The sequence below is a fragment of the Rahnella sp. PD12R genome (genome assembly GCF_019200965.1).
In the GTDB taxonomy this organism is placed as follows: Bacteria; Pseudomonadota; Gammaproteobacteria; order Enterobacterales; family Enterobacteriaceae; genus Rahnella; species Rahnella laticis.
Genome location: NZ_JAHTMS010000016.1, coordinates 102,181 through 113,531 on the forward strand (window position 1 = coordinate 102,181; position 11,351 = coordinate 113,531).

Genomic DNA, 11,351 nt, shown 5'->3' on the forward strand with positions numbered 1-11,351 from the left:
GCGATGTTATTCCGCAGGCTGTGCGTTTTTATCCACAACGACCGGAGCCGCTGGGTACAAATGAACATCCATTTGCGGATACGCGATGTTGATATTGTTCTCATCCAGCGCGCGTTTGAACGCTTCCAGCAGATCCCATTTCACGTTCTGCGCATCACCGTTACTGGTCCACGCGTACACGATGAAATTCAAAGTAGACGCGGCCATTTCGTTCAGGCGAACCACGACATCTTTATCTTTCAGAACACGTCCATCGGCGGTGACGATGTCGGTCAGGAGCCTTTTGACCAGATCGATATCAGAGTTGTAACCGACACCAATAGTCAGATCGATACGGCTCGTCGGTTCGCGTGAGTTGTTGATGATATTACCGGCGATGATCTTGCCGTTGGGCACCACAATAATTTTGTTGTCCGGCGTGCGCAGCGTGGTGGAGAAAATCTGCACCTGCGTGACAGTACCGGCCACGCCCCCCAGATCCACATACTCGCCCGCACGGAACGGACGGAAGATCACCAGCAGAACGCCCGCGGCAAAGTTGGACAGCGAGCCCTGCAATGCCAGGCCGACGGCTAAACCGGCGGCACCGATAACAGCAATCACCGACGTGGTTTGCACGCCGATTCGCCCCAGAACCGCAATCAGCGTAAACGCGATAATCGCGTAACGCACCATAGCGGAAAGGAAATCGGAAACCGTAATATCGATACCACGAACTTTTAGAACCCGGCTGACGGCGCCTGACACAACGCGGGCGATGATCATCCCCACAATCAGAATAAAGATAGCCGCCACAATGTTCACGGCGTAATGAAGCAGTAAAGCCTGGTTTCTCACCAACCAGTTGCTGGCATTGTTAATGCCGTCCACAACGTTCAAATCATCCATTTAGCGTACCCCAAAATAAAACCCTGTCGGGCTGAAAGAAACCAAAGCTGCCCGATATAACGGGCAGCAAGTGCTCTTTAAGGTTAACTAACAATGTGATGAAGCGCCAACCGCCCGATGAGAAAGGCGATCAGATTAGGAATTTACGCGGCTGTTCTTAAGCGTTTGGGGCGTTTTGAAAGCCTGCAACGGCCCTCTTCCGCTCAGCGTGAAAGCTGAGATCACCGTGAACGTCAGCGCCACTAATCCGAGAATGAGGTATGTACCGTGGAAACCGATACGGTCATACATATTCCCGGCAAAGACGGACATAAACATGATCGCCACCTGTTTGAAGAAGCAGAACGTCACCAGATAAATCGTCGCGGAGAAGCGCACCTCAAACACTGAAGTGATGTATTTGAAGCAGCCGACAATCAGGAACGGCACCTCAAACATGTGCAGCGTTTTGAGCACCACGACTTCCAGCGGCGATGAGGCAAACGACGAGCCGATAATACGGATCGACATAATCGTCCCGGCCAGCAGCAGCGCATTTTTCCCGCCAATACGGTTCACGATAAGCGGTGCGAAGAACATGATGCAGGCGTTCAGCAGCTCGCCCATGGTGGTGACGTAACCGAACACGCGCGTGCCTTCGGACGACGAATCAAAGAACGAGGTAAAGAAGTTGGCGAACTGCTGGTCGAAGACGTCGTAGGTGCAGGACACGCCGATTACGTAAAGCGCCAGGAACCACAGTTTGCGGTCTTTGAGCAGCTCAAGGGCAATCTTCAGGCTAAACGGTTTGGTGTTCGCGCCCAGTTCATTCACTACGCGCGCGGTAGGCGTGACTTCCGGTTTGGCAATGAGCAGAAGGATGGCCAGAATGACCGCACAGCCTGAACCGAGCCAGAAAACAAATTCGTTGTTGATGGTGAACATGATGCCGACTACCGACGCGCAAAGCGCCCAGCCGACACAACCGAACATCCGCGCACGGCCAAATTCAAAGCTGCTGCGGCGACTGACTTTTTCGATATAAGCTTCAATCGCAGGCGCACCGGCGTTGTAAATCAGCCCGAGATAAATCCCGCCGACCACCGAACCGAGATAAATATTAATTTTCAGCAGCGGGCCGAACACGTAAATAAAGAACGGCGCGAAGAGAACCAGCATGCCGGTGATCACCCAGAGCAAATGCTTTTTCAGCCCCAGCTTATCGGCCAGCAACCCAAAGACCGGCTGGAAGAGCAGGGAGAACAGCGAAATGCTGGCAAATATTATGCCGGTGTCGCTTTTACTGATCTGATTGATGTCGTGCAGCCAGATCGGGAAGAACGGAAAATACGCCCCCATGATGAAAAAATAGAAAAAGAAGAACAGCCCGAACATCCAAAAGTTAGTATTTTTCAGGTAATACATAATCAGTTTCCTTACGACTGAACGCTGCGCCGCAGCGGGTTACGCCACGGCGCGGGATGTCAGGCACGTTTCCAGGTGAACGAATAATGATACTGACCGGCAGTCAGCAGGAAATCCGGACTGACGCTCGGGCTCCAGGAGTCATCCCCGCCGACGCCCATATGGAAGCCGTCGATGTTCAGCCATGTCCCCTCTTCTTCACGCAATAAATGGCGGTGGCTGGTGTCCGTCAGCTGTTGCAGGCTGTAACGGCTCAGGCCAAAGTGGAAATTACCCCGCAACGTCCATCCGGCGTATTCCAGTTCACGCGTCTCACCGCGCAAACCATTTTCGGTCGGAAAAACGTACGGCGTATACAAATCACCGAGCGGCAATGTCCAGCGCCCGTGCTGCGCAGCCAGGCGGCGATCCGGATAGTTTTCATGCGGCCCCAGCCCCAGCCAGCGGACGTTCTCAGCGGTGTCTGCCAGCTGGCAGGTCATACCGATGCGCCCCGGCGACGGCACGTTTGACGCTACGCGAACATCCGCGCTGATATGCAGTTCGCCCTGATTGTCGATACGGTAAGTTTTGCGGCTCAGCAACCGGGTTTCTCCGCCAGCCAGATACGCGTGCGAGGTGTTGATGATTACGCCGTCCTGAATCTGCCCAGCGCTGATGCTGATTAACTGCGATTCAAGCTGATACATTCCGGCGGCTTTCCAGCGCTCCACCCACGCATTCGGATCAATGCGCGTGACTTCACTGACGCCGATATCGTTATCAACCGGCGCACGGACAAACTGGTCGCGAAGCGCCGAAAGCAGGCGCGGCGTTTTGCCATCAAACCACTGTTCCAGCAGGCCGCTCTTCTGGCAGAACTGCCAGCGTTGTGTGCCATGAGCCACGGAAATATTTCCGTTCTGAATTTCCAGAACCGGCGCGGCGGCAGAAGCTTGTTCCGGCTCCGGCAGGCTCAGCGCCTGCGGTAACTGCCACTGATCCCATGCGCTGCGGTGACCGGCTTGCGACCATGCCGTCGCCTGCGGCTGATGAACGGAAACGTTCAGCCACAAATCGCCGTCGGCTTTCGGGACCGGCCCCAGCTCAAGTTTCTGCACGCCATTCGGTGCAATATTCAGCGCCGCTTCGCCCTGCGCAATCACTTCGCCATCGCGCTCAATGCGCCAGACCAGCTGTTCGTTGTCGCTGCGGCGGAACAGGTATTCGCTTTGGATTTCCAGCGTGAGAGGCGATGTGCTGACCAGTGAAAACTGGAAGAACTGCTGGGCGCGCTGCGCTTCAAACAGTGACGGATGCGGCGTGCGGTCGGCAAAGACCAGGCCGTTCATGCAGAACTGACGGTCATTCGGGGTATCGCCAAAATCACCACCGTACGCCATATGGCGCTCGCCGTTTTCGCCCGTTTTCAGCAGGCTCTGGTCAACCCAGTCCCAGACAAAACCGCCCTGCAAGCGCGGGAACTGACGGAAGGCTTTCCAGTATTTGTCGAAACCACCAAAGCTGTTGCCCATCGCGTGGGCATATTCGCAGAGGATCAGCGGACGCGTTTCGTCCGGCATGCTGATCCATTTTTTGATGGACCATTTTGGCACCGCCGGGAATGGCTGATCCTGCTCCACGCGGGAATACATCGGGCAGATAATGTCGGTCGCCGCGCTGTTGGCGCCGCCGCCTTCGTACTGCACCGGACGCGTCGGATCGACGGATTTGATCCAGCGGTACATCGCGTCGTGATTCGCACCGTGGCCGGATTCATTGCCCAGAGACCAGATGATGATGCACGGATGGTTGCGGTCTCGCTGAACCATGCGGGTGACGCGTTCGCTGAACGCATTGAACCAGACCTGATCGTCCGATAACCGGTTCATCGGCTGCATGCCGTGGGTTTCAATATTGGCTTCATCGACCACGTACAAACCATACTGATCGCAAAGTGTGTACCAGAGCGGATGGTTCGGATAATGCGAGCACCGCACTGCATTGAAGTTGTGTTGTTTCATCAGCACGATGTCGCGGCGCATCGTCGCTTCGTCCATCACCTGACCGTTTTCAGGGTGATGTTCGTGACGGTTGGTCCCGCGGATCAACACCGGCTGACCGTTAACTTTCAGCAGCCCGTTGCTGATTTCCACCTGACGGAACCCGACGTCGCAGGCTTCGGCTTCAATCACCCGGCCTTGCGGAGAAATCAGGGAAATGACCGCGCGGTAGAGCGCAGGCTGTTCGGCGCTCCACAATTCCGGCTGGCTGACCGGTAACCGCAGCGTGGTTTTATCAAACGCATTGCCGCGTTCATCAATGATTTCACTGCCCAGCGGCTGCTGGTGTTCTGCAACCGGCTTGTCACCCTGCCAGAGCTGCACGCGAACCTGATAATCTGCGGCACTTTCCTGCGGTACGGCGGCGCTGACCTGCACTTCCAGTTCAGCCTGCGTGAAACCGTGGAACAGATGCGTGCGAACCTGATAATCCGTGATCTGCTCCACCGGCTTGTGCAGCAAAGTGACGTCGCGGAAAATCCCGCTCATACGCCACATGTCCTGATCTTCCAGATAGCTGCCGTCGCTCCAGCGTAGCACCATCACCGCGAGCCGGTTTTCACCGACATGCAGCACGTCGCTGAGATCGAATTCCGCCGGTAAACGGCTGTCCTGGGAATAACCGATCCATTTGCCGTTGCACCATAAATAGAAGGCGGAATTTACGCCATTGAACACAATGCGCGTCTGGCCGCTGTCCAGCCAGTCTTTATCCACACATACTGTGAGCGAGTAACAACCCGTAGGGTTTTCTTCCGGCACAAACGGCGGATTAACCGGGATCGGATACTGAACGTTGGTGTAAATCGGCGCGTCATAGCCCGCAAGCTGCCAGTTTGATGGCACCTGAACCTTGTCTGCATCCGCGAGGTCACCTTCCAGCCATTGTTCGGGCACGGCTTCTGGCCGGCTAAAATAGCTGAATATCCATTCCCCGTTCAGGGAACGAATATTAGGGGAACCTTGATTTCGTCTGGCTTCTTCACTTTCCCGCCAGCTGTTAAAAGGCGGGTGCGCCGCAAGACGGTTATATTGCGTTAATGATGGTTTTTCCCAGTCACGGCGCCCCAGAACGTTAGCCAGTGACGACAGTTTTTCATCCGCTGATAATGTCATAATAATCCCCATGCAAAATTGTTATGCGCTCACAATAATATAAACATGCGTAATGGGAGCCATCAAGTAAAGCAAGGGAGTACGGGAAAGGGACGCGGATCACAGATCCCGCGCCGGAGAAGCAAAAAAAGTGAATCAGCGCGGGCTGAGCTGACGTGCGATGCGGAGAAGCTCCTGCGACAGTGCTTCCTGAGAAACAGCAGATTCGCCGGGTTTCGACGTGGTGTGGCGTTCCACCAAAGAGGTCGGCAATAAGAGCGACGACTGCTGCTTATCGCCATGATGATGCAGATGATCAACCAGCCGGTTGACGCTTTCATGCCCGAGCAGGCGGAAATCCTGCTTTATGGTGGTCAGCGGCGGGAAGAAAAACGCGCTGTCTTCGGTATCGTCATAGCCGATCACCGAAATCTGTTCCGGTACGCGCAGGCCAAATTCATGCACCGCACGCAGCACACCGAGCGCCATCTGATCATTGGCAATCAGGATCGCCGTAGGCCGCACCGGCTGGTTGAGCAGCATTAATGCCTGCTGATAGCCGGACGCCGCGCTCCAGTCGCCGTGTTGTACGGCACAGGGCGTAATCTGGTGTTTTGCCAGCGTACTCAGCCAGCCTTCGTAGCGCAGCCGCGCGGAGATGGATTCCAGCGGGCCGGTCAGCACCGCAATTTTCTGATGCCCCAGCGCCAGAATATGTTCAACGCCCTGCTCTGCCCCGCAATGCGGATCGAACAGAATTTTAAAGACTTCTGCCTGCGGATCGACATCCAGGAACAGCACCGGTAAATCACCACACAGCTGCGCAATGGCGCCCGCATCATCGTTCGACAGCGGCACGTTAATCAGCACGCCATCAACGCGCTGCGACATCAGCTCATTCACCGCCGTGCGGCAGGCCGGAAGGCTCAGGTTATCAATCATCGAAATAACGACGTTAAAACCTAACTGATTGGCGCGGGTTTTCATTGCGGAAGCAATTTGTGACGGCGCATGAAGCGCGAGTTCGGTGGTCGCCAGCCCCAGCGTATAACTTTGTTTCCCGGCCAGTTGCTGGGCAACGCGATTCGGCACGTAGTTCAGCGCCGCCATGGCCTGCTCGACTTTATCCCGCGTCTTTGCCGAGACGTGCGCCGCCTGATTCAGCACACGCGATACGGTCTGATAAGAAACGCCCGCCTGACGCGCGACGTCATCGAGGGTGACAGATTTTGGCTTCATGGCTCTACCTTCAGGCTTCATGCAAAAACAATGCAATTACGGGCAACTCAGATCGCCTTCTTCACAATGCAGGATGGCATTAATTTCTTTCGTGCGTTGTTCGGTTTTTTGTTGCAGACAACCTGAATAGATCATCGGCTGGACGGAACCGCCCTCCACGCCCGAAGACATAAAATCACAGTCTTTGTCACGATACGCAATCCAGCTGCGCTGCGCGGCTTTGAATTTGGTTTGCTGTTCCGGCGAAAGTTGCGCCATCTTCTGTTTGTAAGCCTGATTAAGTAACGCATCGCTGCGCTGGAAATCCTGCCCGGCGCAAATGTTCAGCTCCATTTGCGTAGAGGCATTTTTACAGTCGACCTCTGCGGCCTGGGCGAAAGATGTCAGGGCGAGTAACGTAAGCAAGACAAGACGCATATTTTTCTCCGGCAGAGATAGTTTTCAATAAGATAGCAGAGAATGAGACAGGACGATTGTGAAGGTAAAACGGGCAATAAAAAAGGGGCCGAAGCCCCTTTGACGATTATCCTCACATTCCGGTGGTCAAGCACCGGAAGGGTAAGAATTACAGTACGTCGATTGCGTTCAGTTCTTTGAATGCCAGTTCCAGGCGAGTCACCATGGAAGACTGAGCAGAACGCAGCCATACGCGCGGGTCATAGAATTTCTTGTTAGGTTTATCCGCGCCTTCCGGGTTACCCAACTGACCTTGCAGGTAAGCTTCGTTTTTCTTGTAGAACTGCAGAATACCGTCCCAGTTTGCCCATTGGGTGTCGGTATCGATGTTCATTTTGATAACACCGTAGCCTACAGATTCTTTGATTTCTGCTGCAGTAGAACCGGAACCGCCGTGGAATACGAAGTTCAGGCTGTTGTGTGGCAGGTTGTGTTTCTTGCAAACGTATTCCTGAGAATCGCGCAGAATCGTTGGAGTCAGTTTAACGTTACCTGGTTTGTACACGCCGTGTACGTTACCGAATGACGCAGCGATAGTGAAACGCGGGCTGATTGCGTTCAGTTTTTCGTATGCGTAATCAACGTCTTGTGGCTGAGTGTACAGTGCAGATGCGTCCATATGGCTGTTGTCCACGCCATCTTCTTCACCACCAGTACAACCCAGTTCGATTTCCAGAGTCATATCGAGTTTTGCCATGCGAGCTAAATACTTGCTGCAAATTTCGATGTTTTCTTCCAGAGATTCTTCAGACAGGTCGATCATGTGAGAAGAGAACAGTGGTTTACCGGTTTTCGCGAAGTGAGCTTCACCCGCGTCCAGCAGACCGTCGATCCATGGCAGCAGTTTTTTCGCGCAGTGGTCGGTGTGCAGGATGACTGGCACGCCGTAATGTTCTGCCATCTGATGTACGTGGTGTGCGCCAGAGATTGCACCCAGGATTGCCGCGCCTTGTGGCACGTCAGTTTTCAGGCCTTTACCTGCGATGAACGCAGCGCCGCCGTTAGAGAACTGAACGATAACCGGTGAACGGACTTTCGCAGCAGCTTCGAGAACGGCGTTGATTGAGTCGGTGCCTACGCAGTTAACCGCTGGCAGTGCAAATTTGTTTTCTTTAGCGATAGCGAAAACTTTCTGTACATCATCACCAGTGATAACGCCTGGTTTTACGAAATCAAAAATTTTAGACATAGTTCTTTGTCCTGTATTCGTCGGCCGTAGATGGATTGAATCGGTTTGCTATGTCGCGCGAGTTCCACTGTGCAGCCCCTCGCGCGGCAAAGAAGAACGAGCAGCCTTACTGCTGCTCATTCAAGGTTCATTACTTCTTAGCACGCTCTTCCAGCATCACAACCGCTGGCAGTGCTTTCCCTTCAACGAATTCCAGGAATGCGCCACCGCCAGTGGAGATATAGGAAATTTTGTCAGCGATACCGAACAGGTCGATAGCTGCCAGAGTGTCGCCGCCGCCTGCGATAGAGAATGCTTCGCTGTCAGCAATGGCCTGCGCCACAATTTCGGTCCCTTTACGGAAGTTAGGGAACTCGAACACGCCTACAGGACCATTCCACAGAATGGTTTTAGCGTTTTTAATGATCTCAGCCAGACGGTTTGCAGACTCATCGCCCATGTCGAGAATTTGTTCGTCATCTTTGATGTCTTTAACAGACTTCACGGTAGCAACCGCAGTTTCAGAGAACTCGGTAGCAACGCGAACGTCAGTTGGGACAGGAATGTCGCAGGTTTCCAGCAGTTTGCTTGCGGTACCGACCAGGTCTGCTTCGTACAGAGATTTACCGACGTTGTTGCCTTGTGCTGCAACGAAGGTGTTCGCAATACCACCGCCAACAATCAGCTGGTCAGCGATTTTGGACAGGGAATCCAGAACGGTCAGTTTGGTAGAAACTTTAGAACCACCCACGATAGCAACCATCGGACGCGCCGGGTTACCCAGAGCTTTACCCAGTGCTTCCAGTTCAGCTGACAGCAGCGGACCGGCACACGCGATAGGAGCAAATTTGCCTACGCCGTGGGTAGAAGCTTGCGCGCGGTGCGCAGTACCGAATGCGTCCATCACATAGATGTCACACAGGGCAGCATATTTTTTGGACAGGGCTTCGTCGTCTTTCTTTTCGCCTTTGTTGAAGCGAACGTTTTCCAGAACAACCAGCTCGCCTTCGGCAACTTCAACGCCATCCAGATAGTCTTTAGCCAGACGAACAGGAGAAGACAGCTTGTCTTTCAGGTAGTTAACAACTGGCAGCAGAGAAAACTCTTCGTTATATTCGCCTTCAGTCGGACGACCCAGATGCGAGGTAACCATCACGCGTGCGCCTTGTTTCAGGGCAATTTCGATGGTTGGCAAAGAAGCGCGGATACGTGCATCTGAAGTTACTTTGCCATCTTTAACTGGCACGTTCAGATCGGCACGGATCAGTACGCGTTTACCCGCTAAATCCAGATCGCTCATCTTAATAACAGACATGGTGAATCCTCTCGTTGATTCTCTTTAAAGTTGCTTGAAGGCAATTTCGGCCAGAAGGCCGGAACAGCCGTACTAGAAACCGCTCGCGGACATTGCCAATGTTGTATCCAACATTCGGTTGGCAAAACCCCACTCGTTATCGCACCAGACCAGTGTTTTTATCAGGTGCTGTCCACTTACCCGCGTCTGCGTTCCATCTACGATGGCGCTGTGGGGATCATGGTTAAAATCTGTCGAGACTAATGGTAGTTCGGTATAGTCAACTATACCACGAAAAGCGCCTGTTGCGGCCTTTTGCAGCAGCTGGTTCACCTCGTCTACCGTCACAGAACCCTCGACAAACACGCTCAGATCAATGGCTGTGACATTGATGGTTGGCACCCGCACGGAGATCGCTTCAAAGCGATCGCAGAACTTCGGCATGATGCGCGTGATCCCTGCGGCAAGTTTGGTATCGACCGGAATAATGGACTGGCTGGCGGCGCGCGTGCGGCGTAAATCCGCATGATAGGCGTCGATGACCGGCTGGTCATTCATTGAAGAATGGATGGTCGTTACCGTGCCGGACTCAATGCCAAACGCATCGTCGAGCAGCTTAATCACAGGGATAATACAGTTGGTGGTGCAGGACGCATTGGACACAATGCGGTGCTGGCGTTCGAGCAACTCGTGGTTCACACCGTAAACCACTGTGGCGTCTAAATCATGACCGCCCGGATGCGCGAACAGAATCTTTTTGGCTCCCGCCGCAAGTTGCGTTTCACCGTCTGCCCGGCTGCCGTAAACGCCGGTGCAATCGAGCACCACGTCAATGCTCAGTTCGCCCCAGGGCAACTGGCTGGCATCAGGCTGATGGAGTAAACGGATGGAGTCATCGCCGACGTAAAGGTTTTCACCTTCCTGGCGGACATCCCAGGCAAAGCGCCCGTGGCTGGAGTCGTATTTGAGCAGATGAGCCATGCCTTCCGGGCTGGCGATTTCATTGATGGCAATGACGGAAATTTCCGCCCGACGCCCGGATTCGTATAACGCGCGCAATACGCTACGGCCAATGCGACCAAAGCCATTAATTGCAATACGTATTGGCATACATCTCCCTGTTACACGGTTGTTACTTAATATCAGTAACACCTATAGTAATGCAGCGTGCGTTTACGGTGAATCACCATCGTCATCTGCCCGCACGTTCAGTGCAGTAGAAAAATTTCAGTTTGCGGCACGTTAACAACCTGGTGACGATGTTAAGCTCAAATAGCCTGACTGAAACGGTTCAGCTGAGAATAAACCAAACTATGAACAAAAGGAATAATTCCCGGAATTTCGACGCGTTAATCTCGCCGATCGCTGAAAAAAACACCAGCAAATTCCGTGTGTTCACAGTGATTTTACTTTTTCATCACCTTTTCGACAGTGATTTTTCGCAAAAACTGACGGAATGAAACAGTTTCAGAATGCAGGAGTGTAGCGGAGAGCGGCACAAAAGGGTTTGACCTGCGTCATTTCACGCGAAAATCAGAACAGAGCCCGAATTCAGGGCGAATAAATATCCTCCGGCATAGCCGGAGGTTTTTCATATGCGCCTATAAGGCTCTGTTACCAGCCGCGCCCTAACAGGCGCATCGCGATCTGACATTTGCATCTATGGATTACTTACTGCCCGTAAACGGGCTGCCCGGATATGGGATCGAGAGCTGCTCACCCATTTTATCCTCTTCCAGTTGGTGCTTTATGTATTCCTGTATCC

The 11,351-nt window shown here is 53.4% G+C and carries 8 protein-coding genes and 1 pseudogene; all 9 read right to left on the bottom strand.

What is annotated here, in order from left to right; all coding sequences use genetic code 11:
- Window positions 1-6: 6 nt before the first annotated feature.
- The gene (mscS, locus tag KWG64_RS23475) at window positions 7-888 is read right to left on the bottom strand and encodes a small-conductance mechanosensitive channel MscS (RefSeq protein ID WP_195823737.1); all 882 of its coding nucleotides are present in this window, start codon (window positions 886-888) and stop codon (window positions 7-9) included.
- Window positions 889-1,023: 135 nt separating this feature from the next.
- On the bottom strand, window positions 1,024-2,292 hold the full coding sequence (locus KWG64_RS23480) for an MFS transporter (protein WP_218523288.1): 1,269 nt from the start codon (window positions 2,290-2,292) through the stop codon (window positions 1,024-1,026).
- A gap of 59 nt (window positions 2,293-2,351) precedes the next feature.
- Window positions 2,352-5,450, bottom strand: a complete 3,099-nt coding sequence (locus tag KWG64_RS23485) for a beta-galactosidase (protein ID WP_218523289.1) — start codon at window positions 5,448-5,450, stop codon at window positions 2,352-2,354.
- A 135-nt stretch (window positions 5,451-5,585) separates the two neighbouring features.
- Window positions 5,586-6,668: a LacI family DNA-binding transcriptional regulator gene (locus KWG64_RS23490; RefSeq protein WP_218523290.1), complete on the bottom strand. Its 1,083-nt coding sequence runs from the start codon at window positions 6,666-6,668 to the stop codon at window positions 5,586-5,588.
- Window positions 6,669-6,704: 36 nt separating this feature from the next.
- On the bottom strand, window positions 6,705-7,085 hold the full coding sequence (locus tag KWG64_RS23495; protein WP_218523291.1) for a lysozyme inhibitor LprI family protein: 381 nt from the start codon (window positions 7,083-7,085) through the stop codon (window positions 6,705-6,707).
- A gap of 148 nt (window positions 7,086-7,233) precedes the next feature.
- The gene (gene fbaA / locus KWG64_RS23500; RefSeq protein ID WP_056773197.1) at window positions 7,234-8,313 is read right to left on the bottom strand and encodes a class II fructose-bisphosphate aldolase; all 1,080 of its coding nucleotides are present in this window, start codon (window positions 8,311-8,313) and stop codon (window positions 7,234-7,236) included.
- 130 nt (window positions 8,314-8,443) lie between these two features.
- Window positions 8,444-9,607, bottom strand: coding sequence for a phosphoglycerate kinase (gene pgk / locus KWG64_RS23505; RefSeq protein WP_101075336.1), 1,164 nt, complete (start codon window positions 9,605-9,607; stop codon window positions 8,444-8,446).
- Between the two features lie 72 nt (window positions 9,608-9,679).
- Window positions 9,680-10,696, bottom strand: a complete 1,017-nt coding sequence (gene epd / locus KWG64_RS23510; RefSeq protein WP_195823741.1) for an erythrose-4-phosphate dehydrogenase — start codon at window positions 10,694-10,696, stop codon at window positions 9,680-9,682.
- Window positions 10,697-11,253: 557 nt separating this feature from the next.
- Window positions 11,254-11,351, bottom strand: a pseudogene (locus tag KWG64_RS23515) (IS200/IS605 family transposase); the annotation flags it as partial.

Coding starts and splice junctions, on each gene's coding strand:
- epd (WP_195823741.1), bottom strand. CDS start 10,696: ATGCCAATACGTATTGCAATTAATGGCTTTGGTCGCATTGGCCGTAGC.
- KWG64_RS23495 (WP_218523291.1), bottom strand. CDS start 7,085: ATGCGTCTTGTCTTGCTTACGTTACTCGCCCTGACATCTTTCGCCCAG.
- fbaA (WP_056773197.1), bottom strand. CDS start 8,313: ATGTCTAAAATTTTTGATTTCGTAAAACCAGGCGTTATCACTGGTGAT.
- KWG64_RS23490 (WP_218523290.1), bottom strand. CDS start 6,668: ATGAAGCCAAAATCTGTCACCCTCGATGACGTCGCGCGTCAGGCGGGC.
- pgk (WP_101075336.1), bottom strand. CDS start 9,607: ATGTCTGTTATTAAGATGAGCGATCTGGATTTAGCGGGTAAACGCGTA.
- KWG64_RS23480 (WP_218523288.1), bottom strand. CDS start 2,292: ATGTATTACCTGAAAAATACTAACTTTTGGATGTTCGGGCTGTTCTTC.
- KWG64_RS23485 (WP_218523289.1), bottom strand. CDS start 5,450: ATGACATTATCAGCGGATGAAAAACTGTCGTCACTGGCTAACGTTCTG.
- mscS (WP_195823737.1), bottom strand. CDS start 888: ATGGATGATTTGAACGTTGTGGACGGCATTAACAATGCCAGCAACTGG.